Origin of the sequence: Novosphingopyxis baekryungensis DSM 16222 (genome assembly GCF_000420305.1) — a bacterium.
Lineage (GTDB): Bacteria > Pseudomonadota > Alphaproteobacteria > Sphingomonadales > Sphingomonadaceae > Novosphingopyxis > Novosphingopyxis baekryungensis.
Map to the genome: position 1 here is coordinate 368,717 of NZ_ATUR01000003.1, position 14,532 is coordinate 383,248.

General features: G+C 62.6%; 17 protein-coding genes and 1 tRNA gene. 3 read left to right on the plus strand and 15 right to left on the minus strand.

The features are described from left to right. Positions 1 to 89 precede the first annotated feature (89 nt). Positions 90 to 860, minus strand: coding sequence for an ABC transporter permease (locus tag G410_RS0105580; protein WP_022672668.1), 771 nt, complete (start codon positions 858 to 860; stop codon positions 90 to 92). Continuing rightward, positions 857 to 1,786 carry an ABC transporter ATP-binding protein gene (locus tag G410_RS0105585; protein WP_022672669.1) on the minus strand — a complete coding sequence of 310 codons (930 nt, stop codon included), beginning with the start codon at positions 1,784 to 1,786 and terminating at the stop codon, positions 857 to 859. Before G410_RS0105585 ends, G410_RS0105580 begins: the two co-directional genes overlap by 4 nt. A 92-nt stretch (positions 1,787 to 1,878) precedes the next feature. On the opposite strand from G410_RS0105585, the gene G410_RS0105590 reads away from it, so the two are divergent. Then, positions 1,879 to 1,963: transfer RNA gene (locus G410_RS0105590), tRNA-Leu, on the plus strand. Here G410_RS0105590 and G410_RS17660 read toward each other — a convergent pair. Beyond that, the gene (locus G410_RS17660) at positions 1,927 to 2,427 is read right to left on the minus strand and encodes a hemerythrin domain-containing protein (protein ID WP_084488998.1); all 501 of its coding nucleotides are present in this window, start codon (positions 2,425 to 2,427) and stop codon (positions 1,927 to 1,929) included. The genes G410_RS0105590 and G410_RS17660 overlap by 37 nt on opposite strands. A gap of 214 nt (positions 2,428 to 2,641) precedes the next feature. Between G410_RS17660 and G410_RS15790 the strand changes: the two genes are divergently transcribed. Both G410_RS15790 and G410_RS0105605 read left to right on the plus strand, forming a co-directional pair. Next, positions 2,642 to 4,099, plus strand: coding sequence for an ABC transporter substrate-binding protein (locus G410_RS15790; RefSeq protein WP_022672670.1), 1,458 nt, complete (start codon positions 2,642 to 2,644; stop codon positions 4,097 to 4,099). A gap of 33 nt (positions 4,100 to 4,132) precedes the next feature. Further along, complete coding sequence (locus G410_RS0105605; RefSeq protein WP_033317362.1) at positions 4,133 to 4,555, plus strand: DUF4112 domain-containing protein; 423 nt, start codon at positions 4,133 to 4,135, stop codon at positions 4,553 to 4,555. A gap of 33 nt (positions 4,556 to 4,588) precedes the next feature. Here the strand turns inward: G410_RS0105605 and G410_RS0105610 are convergent, their stop codons facing one another. From G410_RS0105610 to G410_RS0105665, 12 genes are all read right to left on the minus strand, one after another. Then, entirely contained in the window at positions 4,589 to 5,305 is a 717-nt protein-coding gene (locus G410_RS0105610) for a ribonuclease T2 family protein (protein WP_022672672.1), read from the minus strand. After that, positions 5,306 to 5,737: a hypothetical protein gene (locus tag G410_RS0105615; RefSeq protein ID WP_022672673.1), complete on the minus strand. Its 432-nt coding sequence runs from the start codon at positions 5,735 to 5,737 to the stop codon at positions 5,306 to 5,308. It lies immediately after the preceding gene. 55 nt (positions 5,738 to 5,792) lie between these two features. Next, positions 5,793 to 6,629 (minus strand): carboxylating nicotinate-nucleotide diphosphorylase, encoded by an 837-nt coding sequence (nadC, locus tag G410_RS0105620; RefSeq protein ID WP_022672674.1) that lies wholly within the window; start codon positions 6,627 to 6,629, stop codon positions 5,793 to 5,795. 10 nt (positions 6,630 to 6,639) lie between these two features. Beyond that, entirely contained in the window at positions 6,640 to 7,926 is a 1,287-nt protein-coding gene (locus G410_RS0105625; protein ID WP_022672675.1) for a DUF2254 domain-containing protein, read from the minus strand. Next, positions 7,926 to 9,272, minus strand: coding sequence for a DUF2254 domain-containing protein (locus G410_RS15795; protein WP_022672676.1), 1,347 nt, complete (start codon positions 9,270 to 9,272; stop codon positions 7,926 to 7,928). The genes G410_RS0105625 and G410_RS15795 overlap by 1 nt, the downstream gene beginning before the upstream one ends. 26 nt (positions 9,273 to 9,298) lie before the next feature. Then, positions 9,299 to 10,318, minus strand: coding sequence for a quinolinate synthase NadA (gene nadA, locus G410_RS0105635; RefSeq protein ID WP_022672677.1), 1,020 nt, complete (start codon positions 10,316 to 10,318; stop codon positions 9,299 to 9,301). Between the two features lie 95 nt (positions 10,319 to 10,413). Continuing rightward, positions 10,414 to 11,124 (minus strand): DUF4230 domain-containing protein, encoded by a 711-nt coding sequence (locus G410_RS0105640; RefSeq protein WP_028971118.1) that lies wholly within the window; start codon positions 11,122 to 11,124, stop codon positions 10,414 to 10,416. Next, entirely contained in the window at positions 11,121 to 12,014 is an 894-nt protein-coding gene (locus G410_RS15800) for an MBL fold metallo-hydrolase (protein ID WP_022672679.1), read from the minus strand. The genes G410_RS0105640 and G410_RS15800 overlap by 4 nt, the downstream gene beginning before the upstream one ends. 359 nt (positions 12,015 to 12,373) lie before the next feature. Then, entirely contained in the window at positions 12,374 to 12,706 is a 333-nt protein-coding gene (gene grxD, locus G410_RS0105650) for a Grx4 family monothiol glutaredoxin (RefSeq protein ID WP_022672680.1), read from the minus strand. 4 nt (positions 12,707 to 12,710) lie between these two features. After that, a complete protein-coding gene (locus tag G410_RS0105655; RefSeq protein ID WP_022672681.1) occupies positions 12,711 to 12,971 on the minus strand; it encodes a BolA/IbaG family iron-sulfur metabolism protein in 261 nt (86 codons plus the stop codon). A gap of 13 nt (positions 12,972 to 12,984) precedes the next feature. Then, entirely contained in the window at positions 12,985 to 13,308 is a 324-nt protein-coding gene (locus G410_RS0105660; RefSeq protein ID WP_022672682.1) for a DUF1476 domain-containing protein, read from the minus strand. Between the two features lie 168 nt (positions 13,309 to 13,476). Continuing rightward, positions 13,477 to 14,478 (minus strand): NADPH:quinone oxidoreductase family protein, encoded by a 1,002-nt coding sequence (locus tag G410_RS0105665; RefSeq protein ID WP_022672683.1) that lies wholly within the window; start codon positions 14,476 to 14,478, stop codon positions 13,477 to 13,479. Positions 14,479 to 14,532 lie beyond the last annotated feature (54 nt).

Sequence of the window (14,532 nt, forward strand, 5' to 3'; positions counted from 1 at the left end):
TTTGGTTAAGAATTATTGCGCGATCTGACGGACTTACGCGATGGGTCGGGTGCTCAGATGATCCGCTGTCGGCCAGATGTCGGACTGGATCAGCTCTTCAGCCGATAGCCCGTCCGGAACATCCAGAAGATCACGCCGAGACATATCGCCAGAAACAACGCCAGCGCACCCATGCTGACGGCGATGGAGACATCCCCTGCCCCGAAGAAGGTCCAGCGAAAGCCGCTGATGAGATAGACCACCGGATTGAACAGCGTCAGCGTCTGCCAGAAAGGCGGCAGCATATTGATGCTGTAGAACGCACCGCCCAGAAAGGTGAGCGGATAGACCACGAGCAGCGGGATGACCTGCAACTGCTCGAAATTCTTTGCCCAGATGCCGATGATGAAACCGAACAGGCAAAAGGCGATGGCGATCAGGATCATCATGCCCATCATCAGCACGGGATGATCCACCCGTGGCTCGACGAAAAAGGTGCTGGTCGCCAGAATGATGATGCCGATGATGACGGATTTCGTCGCCGCCGCCCCGACATAGGCCAGCACGGTCTCGAACGCGCTGAGCGGAGAGGAAAGCAGCTCGTAGATCGTGCCGGTCCATTTGGGCATGTAGATGCCGAAGCTGGAATTGCTGATGCTCTCGGTAAACATCGACAGCATGATCAGGCCGGGCACGATGAACGCACCGTAGCTGGTGCCGCCCACATCGCCCATGCGGCTGCCGATGGCCGATCCGAAGACGATGAAATAGAGCGCGGTGGTGAGCACCGGGAGGACCAGGCTGGTCCAGAAGGTCCGGCGAAACCGGGCCAGCTCGAACTTGTAGATGGCCCAGACGCCGCGCAGATTGTTGTCGCTCATGCTGTTTGCCCATTATGTACCAGCTCGACGAAAATATCCTCGAGCGAACTCTGCCGCGTGTTCAGATCCGAAAAACCGATGCCAAGGTCGCTGACGCGGCGCAGCAGCGACGGCACACCGGTCTTTTCCGCGCGCGCATCGAATTCATAAACCAGCTCATGCCCCTCGGCGGCCAGTTCGGGCCGCCATTCGGCCAGCTCCACCGGGATCGCAGTAAGCGGCGTATCGAGGTTGAGCGTCAGCCGCTTGCGGCCAAGCTTGCGCATCAGCACCTGCTTTTCTTCGACCAGGATCAGCTTGCCACCGGTGATCACACCCACCCGGTCGGCCATTTCCTCGGCCTCCTCGATATAATGCGTGGTCAGGATGATCGTGACGCCGCGCTCGCGCAACCGGCGGACCATCCGCCACATATCGCGCCGCAGCTCCACATCCACGCCGGCCGTCGGCTCGTCCAGAAACAGGATATCCGGTTCATGGCTGAGCGCCTTGGCGATCATCAGGCGGCGTTTCATGCCACCGGACAGCTCCTGCACCTGCGCATCGCGCTTGTCCCATAACGTCAGATCGCGCAGCAATTCCTCGATAAAGGCTGGATTGGCCGCTTTGCCGAACAGCGCGCGGCTGAACCGGATGGTATCGATCACCTTTTCGAACGCATCGGTGTGCAGTTCCTGCGGCACCAGCCCGATCTTGCGGCGGACCTTGCGGTAGGACTGGCGAAAATCCTTACCATCCACGATCACCGTGCCGCGGGTTGGCGTAACCAGACCGCAGATGATGCCAATCATGGTGGTCTTGCCCGCGCCATTGGGACCGAGCAGCGCGAAGATTTCACCGCGCTGGATCGTCAGATCGATATCCGACAGGGCGACCGTGCCGCTCGCATAGACTTTGGCGAGTCCGCTGATTTCGAGAATGCTCATATGTCAGCGCGTCTACCGGAGTGCACGCCCGGTTGATAGACATCTTGACCAACAGGGGCCTGTGCCGCCATTCGGGCCAGACAGGCCCACGTGCGGACGTGGCGGAATGGTAGACGCTGCGGACTTAAAATCCGCTTGCCCTAGGCAGTGCGGGTTCGAGTCCCGCCGTCCGCACCAGAATTTTGCGAGACACAGATCTCCGGATGCGCGACCACAATCCGGTCGGCCAGTGGGTAGAGATGCTCGTTTTCACGCTCGACACGGCCGGAAAGCGCCAGGAAAATGGCGTTGGCTTCACGCTGAAAGCGCAAGGGGTCTGCACCGATGGCGCCTATCCTCGTCCAAGTGGCCGAGAATTTCTCGAACGCAGGGCCAAGGCTGCCCATCTCATCGAAAAAAGTGCGTGCAACGGCTGCGACTTCGGGATCATCCGATTCGATCAACCGTGGATATAATAGGCTGTCTTCCTGGGCAAAATGGATGCGCAAATCGCTGCTAATTTTGGTCAGTCGTGCGCCGATCTCACGTGCCAGGGAACCGGACGTCTCGGTGTGCAGCTTGTCAGCCAGATGCAGGATCGCCGTGGCCTGTTGCATGACATTGTCATGCTGTCGGCGGAACCTGTTTACCGTGATCTTCATACGCGATCTCCTCTGCGGTCAAACACACCGTCCACCATGACTTGCCTATGATGTTGAAGATTCGATGAAGATTGATCATGAATCGCGGAGCGCAGGCGGCCATTTAACCATGCGTCGACAGGTCGGCGGCTTGGCTCCGATGAAGCAAATCATCAGTTCAGTCGCCCGATTTACCGCTTGGCGAGCATGGGGAGGACGCGGCATAGCGTGGGCCATGCGTTTCCCCTTCGTCCTGCTTTCCCTCATCGCCATGCTGCCGATCGGCGGATGCGCTGACGGTGTGGACAATGCCAGCATCTCGGTCGCCGTGATCGGCAACGAAAAAGCCGATTTTGCCATCGGCCGATTGCCGCTTGAACGGGGGGCAGGCCTGCTACGCGCGGCAACCGCGCAGGGGCTTGTTTCCTTCGATGCACAGGGCCGGATCAATCCCGGGCTGGCCGAACGCTGGATCGCCAGCGAAGACGGGCTCAGCTACATCTTCCGGATCGGCGATGCCGAATGGAATGGCGCCGGCGAAGTGACCGCCCGGCAAGTCGCCACCATATTGCAGCAGCGGCTGGATGAATTGCGCAGAGGCGGCTTCGGCGGCGATCTGGTGCTGATCGGTCAGGTCAATGCAATCACCGATCATGTGCTGGAAATTCGGCTGACCAAGCCACGCCCCAATTTGCTCGAGCTGCTGGCCCAGCCGGAGTTCGGCATCGTCAAAGGGCGCGCCGGGTCCGGCCCGATGCGCAGCACCGAAGGTGCTACACCCGTGCTCATGCACCGCAGTTATAATCTCGAGGATGCGCGCGAGGAGCTGGTGCCGCCCCGCATCATGCTGCGCGGGCGCACCGCCGCCAATGCCATCGCGGCCTATGCCACGGGCGCAGTGGATGTGGTGGAGGGCGGGCGGTTCGCGCATCTCCCGCTGATGGATGCGGCCAGAGTGGATGCGCCCGCGATCAGTGTGGACCCGGTGGTCGGCCTGTTCGGCCTGTCGGTGGTGAACGAGACAGCGTTTCTGAAAGAGCAGGTGAACCGGGAAGCCCTGGCCATGGCGATGGACCGGACGGCGTTGCTGGCTCCGTTCGAGCGTCCGGAATGGGCCATAGCGGAAACAATCTGGCCGCCTGACCTGTTCGGCGAATGGACCATCGATCCGCCGGGATGGACGACCGCCACCTTCGCGGAACGCCGGACCGAGGCCGCACGCCGCGTTGCCATCTGGCGCGACAAGAATGGCCCCACCCCGCCCCTGCGGATCGCCATGCCGGTGGAGGCGGGCGGGCGGCTGCTCTTTGCCCGGATTGCCGCCGATCTGGCCGTGATCGGGCTGGAAGCGCAGCGCGTGGGCCCGCAGCAGGATGCGGACCTGCGGCTGATCGATCAGGTGGCCGATTATGACGGACCGCTGTGGTATCTGACCCGCCTCTCCTGCCCCGCCACGCCCATCTGCAATGAACAGGCCGACAGGCTGGTCCGGACAGCGCTGGACGTCGAAACCCTGCCCGATCGCCGCCGCCTGCTGCGCGATGCCGCCGCCGCTATACAGGCGGACGGCCGCTTCATTCCGCTGGCCGCGCCCTATCGCTTCTCGATCGTGCGGCCTGGCGTGCAAGGCCATGCGCCCAATGCGCGGGGCTGGCATCTGTTGCAATATCTGGGCGGTGGACCCACTTCCTGAGCCAGGCGCCATGGTGGTGCAAAAGGATGTACGGTGAAAGTCAGCAGGGATCAGATGGACCGGATCGACGAGATGGTCGGTTCACGCGCGCGCGATCCCCTGGCGGTGCGCCAGCGGGTCGAAGCCATGGAGAAGCTGCTGGAAGGCATGTTCGTTATCCCCGGCATCAATCGGCGCGTGGGGCTGGATTTCATCGTGGGTCTCGTACCCGTGGTCGGCGATATCATTACCGCCGCCATGGGCAGCTACCTCATCTGGGAAGCGCGCAATCTGGGCATGTCGAAATTCCAGATGACGCGCATGGCCGGCAATATCGGCATCGATACCTTGTTCGGCGCGGTGCCGCTGGTGGGCGATGCCTTTGATTTCCTGTGGCGTTCGAACACGAAGAATCTGCGCATCATCCGCAAGCATTTGGACAAGCATCATCCCGAAACGGTGACGATTCAGCAATAAGGGCTGGCCAGTAACAACGTCCGGCCGCAGCGCTCAGCCGCCGCGCCATATTTTGATATCGGTATCGTCCGGTATGGTCCGCCGGGCACAGCCGGTCGTACGAAAGCGCCGATCAAGGCACAGGCGCACATCGGTCAGCCAGCCGCGCCGGTTGCGCCGCAGCTCTATCGCCTCCGGCTCCAGCCCGGGATTGGCCATCGCAAAAGCATCGCGCACATCCTTTGCCGTCGGCTCGCGGCGGCTGAGCCGGTCCATGTCCGGAAATGCTAGGGCATCGAACAGCACGCGCGATGCACGCAGATAGGCCGACGGACGCCGGGCCATGCAGCTGCCATGCTTGGCCCATTCATGGTTCACTAGCGATACCGATGGCATATGACAGATATTGGCGCGCAAAGTGGCAGGTGGCACGGCGGACACGGGGCGGCAATATTGCGGCCAGGGCGCCCGGCCCCGCCCCTGCGGCCATAAGCCATGCAGGATAAAACCAAACTCCCCCATGCGCCCGCTGCACTGCAGGGCGTCGCGCATGCTGGTCTTGCGTGTGCGGCAATATTCGGGCGACCAGCTAAGCGACAAAATATAACCGCCGATCGGCACGCGACGCACGGGCGCATCCGGTGGACGGGACACAGCCTCGCTGCGCGGAAGAACGGAAGGCGCGCGGCATTGCCAGCCCTGCGCCGCGGCCGGAGCGGCCAGTGCTAACGCCGCCCCTGCCCCGGCAACGCCGCGCAGAAGGGCATGCATTTATTCGAAGCTCGCGCCCATTTCATCCTCATCATCCAGATCGCTTCCGGCGAACCAAGTCCGCGCATCGGCCTTGAACAAAAAGACAAGCGACGCGATCGTGACCAACTGAGACAGGAGCCCGACGATTTTGATCAGCGTGAAGGGCGGCATGACGAGCGCGGGCAGACCGATCAGTCCAAGCAGAGCGAACGCCACCAAAATCCATTTGGCCACATTGCTGGCGCGATGCGCGGTAAAATAGAGCAGAAGCAGTGCCACCGCGTAGCCAAAGACCAGAATACCGATCAGGATCGACGGGCTCAGCGGCACACCCGCGCCTTGCTGGAACTGCGCCAAGGTGGCGTTCCAGCTCAATATCGTGCCAAGCACGCTGAGCAACAGGCTGATGCCATAGAGAATTTCGAAGCGCTTGATCGACTGCGGACGCATGCGGCCCTCCCCATTGATGTTCCGCGATGCGGTCTGCCCGCTCCGCGCCCCGCGATCAAGCGGCGGCGTAATCCAGCCCGATATCCGCGGCCGGTGCCGACTGGGTGAGGCGCCCCACGGAAATATAGGTGACCCCCGTGGCTGCCTTGTCGTGGATCGTGTCCAGCGTCACCCCGCCGGAGGCTTCGGTCGGCACCCGTCCATCGACCAGCGCCACCGCCTCGCGCAGCGCGGGCACGTCCATATTGTCGAGCAGCAGATGCGTGGCCCCCGCCCTCAGCGCCGGTTCGATCTGGTCGATCCGGTCCACTTCCACAATGATATCGGCAATGCCGGCATCGGCCGCGCGCTTGACCGCCGTGGCGACATCGCCCGCGACCGCCACATGATTGTCCTTGATCATCGCTGCGTCCCACAGACCCATGCGATGATTTTGCGCACCACCCATGCGCGTGGCATATTTCTCCAACGCACGCAGACCCGGGATCGTCTTGCGGGTATCGAGCAGAATGCATCCCGTCCCCTCGATCGCCTCGACATAGTGCCGGGTCATCGTGGCAATGCCGGTCAGATGCTGCAGGGTGTTGAGCGCCGATCGTTCGGCCGTCAGCATGGCGCGCGCCTTGCCGGTCAAGCGCATGAGGTTCGTGCCCGCAGGGACATGCGCGCCGTCTTCAATCAGCCGCTCGATCTCCACGTCCGGATCGAGCCGCCGGAAAAACGCCTCCGCAATCTCCATCCCGGCCACCACCGCAATATCCCGGCTATCCATCACCGCCTGAAAACGCGTGCCCGGCGGAATCACCGCTTCGGACGTGACATCGCTCCCGCCAAGCAGATCCTCATCCAAGACGGCGGTGACGAAGGCGTCGCGATCAAAATTGTCTATCATGACCCTGTTGCTACGGCGATGGCGCGCGTTCGGCAACCGATGCGCCGGGAAAAGCCTTTGCAAGCCGCCGGGCGATGTCGCGCCGATCCGTCTCCACCTGTGCCCGCATCGCTGCGTGATCGGCCAGTTGCTGCGCCCATGTGCGCAGACAGCGGCGCTCCTCGGTTGCCAGATCGTCCCCATCGGCACGGCCCAGCAGGTCGATCATGCGGATGGAGACCGAGGGATAATCCGCCGCCGCCTGTCGCAATCCGGCCATCGGCCCGCCGAACAGACCTTCGAAGCTGTGATCGCCAATATAGAGACGGTCCGCCAGCCAGCCGGGTGGACGCGCTAGCCGGGCCTGCGCCGCGATCATGGTCCCCAACCGGTCGCAGCAGGCGATGCCGGTGTAAAAATCATTGATGGCGGGTGACAAGGCGCGTGCGGCCACTTCCACCAATAGTCGCGCATCGAAAACCACACCCTGCGCCCCCGCCCGGAAGCGGCCAAAGGAAAACAGCTTGGCCACCGCCTCGCCCTGGTCGCTGGCCGTCTCAAACCGGCCAAGCGGCTCGCCGGCCATCACATAGCGGCCTACGCCCATATCCAGCTGCATGCGCTGACCCGCCTTTTCAGCGAGTTTTACCAAGGCGCGAAAATCCACGCCTTCGATATAGCCGTCCTTCGGCGCGCAAAACACCGTGCCATCGAAGCCGGGATGCGAGGCCGGAGCGACATTCTGGAAATAGTCCTGCCGCTCTTTTCCTTCCGTGCCGATTTCGGCGATATCGATATCGATATGGATGGTCCGGCCAAGATCATGCAGCGCGCCGGCCAGCCATGCCGTCAGAAATAGCGTATAGCCGAGCAGCGCGGTCAGGCTGCCGCGGGCCACTTCCGGGCCAGTGGCGTCCGGATCGACCGCCCATAGCACCAGCACCGCCCAGCCGAAGCCGCCGAGCAGGAAACCCAGCGTCCAGCGGGTCATGTCCTTGGCAATCCAGCGGTCGATCAGCCGCACGCCCAGATTGCTCGCCGCCAAGGTCAGCACCAGCAGCGTGATCGAAAAATAGAGCGTCAGGAACGCGGCATGCACACCCACCAACACGCTGGCCAGTTCCTGCGCCGTGCCGCCCGCCATCGCCAGCGGCCAGCCTTGCGCATATAGCCAGACCGACAGGCCTTCGGCATCGGCCCAGAGAAACAGGCCCGCGACCAGGATGGACGCCATCAGCAGCAGCGTGGGCAACGCCCAGAAGCTGCCCCATGTCAGCGACGCCAGCCACCGCCATGGCGAGAAACTGCCGCGCGCCATCAGGGCAATACCGCCCCGCTGGACGCGCCGAAGGGCGGACGGCGGTCATTTTCCAGCAGGGCCGTGCTGCGTTTTTCCAGCTCATACAGGGCTGGACCGTTCAGCACGTGACGGGCCTGCTCCATCAGCTTGCGCACCTGGGTGCGGCACGCGGTATCGCGCTGTTCCGTCTTGGCGCGCAGCATGACGGAGCCCAGCGCATCGACGTAAAGCTTGGAGGCCAGATCATTGGCCGCCGCGCTCATGCGAAGCGCACCGAAGCTGCGCTCCACGAAATGTTCGAAGTCATCCGCCAGACAGAACACATTGTTCTTTCCATATTGCTGGCCATCGGCATCCCGGTCCAGATCACGATCGGCAAGCGCTGTCAGCACGGCGGACAGCCAGTGCATGCAGGTGATGGCCGTGAACGGATCGTTGATGCCGGGGGACAGCGCGCGCAGCGCAATTTCCACCAACTCGTCGATCGCAAACTCGATATCCTGCGACTGGGTGCGGCTGAGGCCGATGGCAAAGGCGCTGCGCAGATGGCCGGGCGTATCCTCCCCCATCGTGCCGTCGACAAACATCAGCGCCATGCCCGGATGCACAAAATCCCCTGCCCGCACGGACAATCGCACGGTCACACCCTGCCGCTCGGCCACCTGCCCAAGCGTTACATAGTCGATCACCTCGATATAACCGGTCCTGTGGCTCTGCACCGCCTCGCCGATCCGCACATCATGGTCCTGCCATTCCGCCCCGTCATATTCGTCCGGATAGCGTTTTTCGATCGCGCTGATCGCGCTCTGGCCGATATCGGCCACCACATTGTTGATCTGAATGCTTTGCGGAACATGATGCAGGAAGAACACCAGCACGCCGACCGAGAGCAGGGCCAGCCCTAGCGCCACCAGCATCGATATCTGCGGCACGAAGGATCCACTTGGCGCCGCGAAATAGCCGTTGCTGTCGGCCAGCCGCACCACCCTGAGGATCATCAGCGCATAGACGAAGGTCGCGATGAAAATACCGAGCGCAAACTGGTTGCCGCGATCGTTCATGAAGTTGGTCAGCAGGCGCGGCCCGTAGCTACCCGACGCATAGACCACCGCAGCAATCGTGATGGAAAAGACGGTGCCGCCCACGCCGATGGTGGAGCCGGCGATGGTGGAGAGCAGCGAACGCGCACCTTCCGGCTTGGTCGCCTGCAAAAAGGAAACGCTGTCCGGCCATGTCGATCCGATCCGGGTGTCCAGATACCAGGTGACAATGGACAGCACGAGCGCGCCGGTCGTCAGCAGCGCGGGCAGAAACCAGTAGCTGCCGCGCAATTCTATCGCCTTCTGGCGCAGCCAGGCACGCATCTAGACTGCCCCCGCCCCGTCGACGTTCAACGGCGTGGGTCCGGGGCCAACCCCATGTCGCCAAGATCACCCAGCCCGACCGTGCCACCGGCCATGGCCAGCATACGGTCCAGACTGCGCTTGGCCTTCACCCGCATATCCTCGTCCATGTCGATGGCCGGCTTCAGATCGCGCAGGGCGACGTAGAGCTTCTCCATCGTGTTGAGCGCCATATAGGGGCAGATATTGCAGTTGCAGTTTCCGTCCGCGCCGGGCGCACCGATGAAATTCTTCTCCGGGAACGCCTTTTCCATCTGATGGATGATGTGCGGCTCCGTCGCCACGATCACCGTGTCGCTGTCGGTCTCCTTGGCAAAGGCCAGGATCGCGCTGGTGGAGCCCACCAGATCGGCATGTTCGATGATCGAGGGCGGGCATTCGGGATGCGCGGCGATCGGCGCGCCGGGATGCTGCGCCTTCAGCTTCAGCAGCTCGGTTTCGCTAAACGCCTCATGCACGATGCAGACGCCGGGCCACAGCAGCATGTCCCGCCCGAACTTGCGGTTGAGATAGCCGCCCAGATGCCGGTCCGGGCCGAAGATGATCTTCTGGCTCTCCGGAATCTGCTGGATGATCGTTTCGGCCGAGCTGGACGTGACAATGATATCGCTGAGCGCCTTCACCGCTGCCGAGCAGTTGATATAGGTGAGCGCGATATGATCGGGATGCTGGCGGCGGAATTCTGCGAATTTCTCCGGAGGGCAGCTATCTTCCAGACTGCAGCCGGCATTCATGTCCGGCAGGATCACCGTTTTTTCGGGCGACAGGATCTTGGCGGTCTCGGCCATGAACTTCACGCCGCAAAAAGCGATCACGTCCGCATCGGTCTCGGCGGCTTTTTTCGACAGCTCGAGCGAGTCCCCGACGAAGTCCGCCAGATCCTGAATTTCAGGCTTCTGATAATAATGCGCCAGGATTACCGCGTTGCGATCCTTGCGCAGCCGATCGATCTCGGCGCGGATATCGACGCCGACGAAGCTTTCGCGGCCTTGTGTTTGTGCGTTCATGAATTGCCCTTTCGCTTCATCAACCTGTGAACGGCGCAGCGCGTTCCATCAAGCCGCCTGCAAGCCGATTTTGCCCGATGTTCCAATGCGTCGAACTAGCGTGCCTTCTGCCGATCGCGCAGGACATCCTCCGGACGGCGGCTGACGTCCACCGCGTCGCGCGCCTGCGCAGTGCGCTCTATCGGATAGGTCACCACCACCCGCGCATCGCCATAGCCCAGCGTCTCCAGCGGCAGCCGCATCGTGCGTGCCACCACCGATTTGCCCAGTTCGCGCGCCTGCGCCATGCGCTGCGGGGACTGGGCTTCGCGCGCCACCTTGTTTTGCGCGCCGGCAGAGGTGCGCTGGCTGAGCTGCTCGGCGGCCTGCCGCGTCACGATCAGCCCGTCGGTGCGCACCAGTGAGCGGCGACTTTCATCGACATTCGCCTTTTCCACCGAGATATCCGGCGCATTGACGATCAGCGTGCGGGAGTCTTCCACCCATTCCAGGTCATCGGGGCCGATCCTGGACAGATCGACATAATAGCCGACGCTATAGGGCATTTTCACGATCTGGTTCGATTTCAGCAGGCCGAAGCCGCGGACATCCTCCGCATTGGCCTGCACCGTACCGCTCAGCTCCGCGACCTTGAGCTGGCTGGTGCCGCTCATCCTGGCGGAGATCAACCGGGTGATGGCCGAGCCATCCTCTTCCTCGGTCACGATATACCGCTCGGTATAGTTGCTCCACACCAGATAGCCGAGCAACCCGGCACATAGCAGCAGAAAGGCAATCACCAGCCCGCGAAAAACCCCATGGCTCATGCGGGCATCCATGCTGCCTCGCCCTGATCCGTCGCGGCTGCGCTGCGCAGGGCCTCGCCGCGCTGTTCCAGATCGAACAAATGCGCCAGAACCGATCGCTCGGCCGCGCCATGAAGCCGGGGATCGAGCCCCTTGTACATCACGTCGACCATGGCCGGAACCGCAACCGGGCCGGCTTCCGTCAACAGCTTCAAAATCTGTTTCTCACGCGCCTTGCGGTGGCCCATCATGCCGCGCACCAGCTGGTGCGGATTCTCGGCCGCGGGGCCGTGCGCCGGATAATAGACCCGGTCCTGCTCGCGCTCATACAGCTTCTTCAGGCTCGCCATGTAATCGCCCATATTGCCGTCCGGCGGGCTGACCACGCTGGTGGACCATTTCATCACATGATCGCCGGTGAACAGCGCGCCGCTCTCCAGCAGCGCGAAGCACAGATGGTTGGATGTGTGCCCCGGCGTCGCCACCGCTTCCAGCGTCCAGCCGTCTCCCGCGACGGTCTCACCATCGCCCATGACATGATCGGGCGCATATAATGGGTCGAACGCCGCATCGGCGCGCGGGCCGTCATCGGCCAGCACCAGCGGCGCGCAGCCCATTATGGGTGCGCCGGTTCGCACGGCCAGCGGACGCGACCCCGGGCTGTGATCGCGGTGGGTGTGCGTGCACAGGATCGCCTTGACCCTCGCCTCGCCCACCGCCCGCAATATCGCGTCGATATGCGCGGCATCGTCCGGCCCGGGATCGATCACCGCCACGTCTTTGCCCGCCCCGACGATCCAGGTCTGGGTGCCGGTATAGGTATAGGGGGAGGGATTGGGCGCGAGCACGCGGCGGACCAACGGCTCGGGCTGTTCGGTTTCACCGGCGTGGATGCTGTCTGGCCAACTCATGAGCAAACATGTGGCCTCCCGGTCCGCAAAAGCCAAGGGAGCAGCGCCGTCACCGGTCGATCTGTCGGAAATATTTACAGTAAACGCCGGGCGGGCGATCGCTTAACCATATAACCGGCTGCTTTTCCACAGGAACGGCCATCTGGCACGGTTCCTGCTACATGATCCGTGCATGTGCTTCCCTGTCGCGGGTGGTGATCGGTTGCTTTTGTCTGATCTCGCACCCTTTGCCCCCGCGACTCCCCCCCAAATGACAGCCGCACGTAAAAAACCCGCACCGACCGATCCAATCGGCCAGCACGGGTTCTCTTTTCGTCGGCGGCGCGCATGCGCGCGAACCGGTTGCCGGGCGCAGACGCCTATTCGGCGCGGGCGACGGACTTTTCGTCCATCAGGCTCTTCAGCTCGCCGGCCTCATACATTTCCATCATGATATCGGATCCGCCGACAAACTCACCCTTCACATACAGCTGCGGGATGGTGGGCCAGTCGGAATAGGTTTTGATGCCCTGGCGCACTTCCATATCCTGCAGCACATCGACGCTGTCATAATCGACACCGAGATGATCCAGGATCGCGATGGCACGGCTGGAAAAGCCGCATTGCGGGAAAAGCGGCGTGCCCTTCATGAACAGGACCACGTCCTTCTTGTTCACCATCGTGTCGATACGGTTTTTGACGTCTTCGGCCATGTTCTTAATCTCCTTGAGGGGCGGCTGCGCCCGATTGCGGCGCGGCGGTGGTGAGCTGCAAGGCATGCAGCTCCCCGCCCATCCGGCCGCCAAGCGCGGCATAGACCGCCTGGTGCTGCTTGACGCGGCTCATACCCTGGAAACTGCCGGACTCCACATGCGCGGCATAATGGTCTCCATCGCCCGCCAGATCGTCGATCCGCACGCTTGCGTCGGGAATCGCATCCTTGATCAGTCGTTCGATATCGCCTGCTGCCATGGGCATATGTGCTGGTCCTTCAGTTGCCTTCGATGAATTGACGGCGCGCCTCGATGAGCTTTTCCTCCATCGCCCGGCGCACCTCCGCCGCATCGCTTTCGATGCCAGCCGAGGTAAGGTCGCCCAGCACCTTGCGCAACACGTCGTCGTCGCCAGCTTCCTCGAAATCGGCTTGCACCACTTCGCGGGCATAGCCTTCGGTCTCTTCCGGGGTCAGCCCCATCTTTTCCGCAGCCCAGCCGCCGAGCAGCCGGTTGCGCCGCGCCATGATCTTGAACTGCGTTTCCTCGTCGCGCGCGAACTTGTTTTCGAACGCTTTTTCGCGGTCACTGAAATCGGTCATTACGTCACTCCCCAATCCACCACATGTCCGTTCGGGCCAGGCGAGAAGACGCCCGGCCACGATCAGAAGTTCCCATGGCGGAATCGCGGCCCCTCGACAAGCGTCGGACGAAGGGCCGCCTGGCCGGTTCCGTTAGCGCCTGGCCGGTTCAGTCGCCGCCTAACCGTTTCAGTTACCGATGGTGACGACCAGCTTGCCCACGGCTTCGCGCGCGCCGACCTTGCGGATCGCTTCGGCGGCCTGTTCGAACGCGTAGGTTTCAGAGACCGGCGGCGCGATCTTGCCCTGTTCCCAAAGCTCGAACAGCTCGGCGATATTGGCCCGGTTGCGCTCCGGTTCGCGCGCGGCAAAGGCGCCCCAGAACACGCCGCACACATCGCAGCTTTTCAGCAGCGTCAGATTGAGCGGCAGCTTGGCGATGCCTGCGGGAAAACCGGTGACAAGAAACCGCCCTTCCCAGCCGATCGACCGCACGGCAGGCTCCGAATAGTCGCCGCCTACGATGTCGTAGACAATGTCATAGCCGTCCTTCTGGCAGGCGTCCTTGAACTGGCCGGCCAGAGCCTTGCTCGCATCCTTGTCGAACGGGGCGCGGCCATAGATCACCACCTCGTCCGCGCCGGCCTCGCGCGCCATCTGCGCCTTTTCCTCACTGGAAACACCAGCCACCACGCGCGCGCCATAGGCCTTGGCCAGCTCGACGCCGGAAATGCCCACGCCGCCGGCCGCGCCAAGCACCAGCACTTCATCGCCCGCCGTGATATGCCCGCGATCCTTCAGCGCATGGATCGACGTGCCATAGGTCATCAATAGCGATGCACCCTGCGCGAAACTGAACTTCTCCGGCAGATGATAGCAATTGGCCGCGCGGCCCACGGCCTGCTCGGCCAACCCGCCGAAACCGGTGCCGGTGATAATCCGGTCGCCCACGGCAAACCCTTCGACGCCCGCGCCCAGCTTGGCCACTGTGCCTGCCACTTCGCTGCCCGGCGCAAAAGGTCGCGACGGCTTCACCTGATATTTGTCCTCGATGATCAGCGTGTCGGGAAAGTTGATCGAACAGGCCTTCACGTCGATCAGAATCTCGCCCTCGCCTGGCTCGCGGTCCGGCAGATCGCCGAATTCCAATGTTTCCGGTCCGCCGGTTTGCCGGGAAATAAGCGCTTTCATCGGGTCTCTCCTGTTTTGGGTATGGCCTGAAATGGATCTGGTCAGATACGTAGC

Coding starts and splice junctions, on each gene's coding strand:
- G410_RS0105580 (WP_022672668.1), bottom strand. CDS start 860: ATGAGCGACAACAATCTGCGCGGCGTCTGGGCCATCTACAAGTTCGAG.
- G410_RS0105585 (WP_022672669.1), bottom strand. CDS start 1,786: ATGAGCATTCTCGAAATCAGCGGACTCGCCAAAGTCTATGCGAGCGGC.
- G410_RS17660 (WP_084488998.1), bottom strand. CDS start 2,427: ATGAAGATCACGGTAAACAGGTTCCGCCGACAGCATGACAATGTCATG.
- G410_RS15790 (WP_022672670.1), top strand. CDS start 2,642: ATGCGTTTCCCCTTCGTCCTGCTTTCCCTCATCGCCATGCTGCCGATC.
- G410_RS0105610 (WP_022672672.1), bottom strand. CDS start 5,305: ATGCATGCCCTTCTGCGCGGCGTTGCCGGGGCAGGGGCGGCGTTAGCA.
- G410_RS0105615 (WP_022672673.1), bottom strand. CDS start 5,737: ATGCGTCCGCAGTCGATCAAGCGCTTCGAAATTCTCTATGGCATCAGC.
- nadC (WP_022672674.1), bottom strand. CDS start 6,629: ATGATAGACAATTTTGATCGCGACGCCTTCGTCACCGCCGTCTTGGAT.
- G410_RS0105625 (WP_022672675.1), bottom strand. CDS start 7,926: ATGGCGCGCGGCAGTTTCTCGCCATGGCGGTGGCTGGCGTCGCTGACA.
- G410_RS15795 (WP_022672676.1), bottom strand. CDS start 9,272: ATGCGTGCCTGGCTGCGCCAGAAGGCGATAGAATTGCGCGGCAGCTAC.
- nadA (WP_022672677.1), bottom strand. CDS start 10,318: ATGAACGCACAAACACAAGGCCGCGAAAGCTTCGTCGGCGTCGATATC.
- G410_RS0105640 (WP_028971118.1), bottom strand. CDS start 11,124: ATGAGCCATGGGGTTTTTCGCGGGCTGGTGATTGCCTTTCTGCTGCTA.
- G410_RS15800 (WP_022672679.1), bottom strand. CDS start 12,014: ATGAGTTGGCCAGACAGCATCCACGCCGGTGAAACCGAACAGCCCGAG.
- grxD (WP_022672680.1), bottom strand. CDS start 12,706: ATGGCCGAAGACGTCAAAAACCGTATCGACACGATGGTGAACAAGAAG.
- G410_RS0105655 (WP_022672681.1), bottom strand. CDS start 12,971: ATGCCCATGGCAGCAGGCGATATCGAACGACTGATCAAGGATGCGATT.
- G410_RS0105660 (WP_022672682.1), bottom strand. CDS start 13,308: ATGACCGATTTCAGTGACCGCGAAAAAGCGTTCGAAAACAAGTTCGCG.
- G410_RS0105665 (WP_022672683.1), bottom strand. CDS start 14,478: ATGAAAGCGCTTATTTCCCGGCAAACCGGCGGACCGGAAACATTGGAA.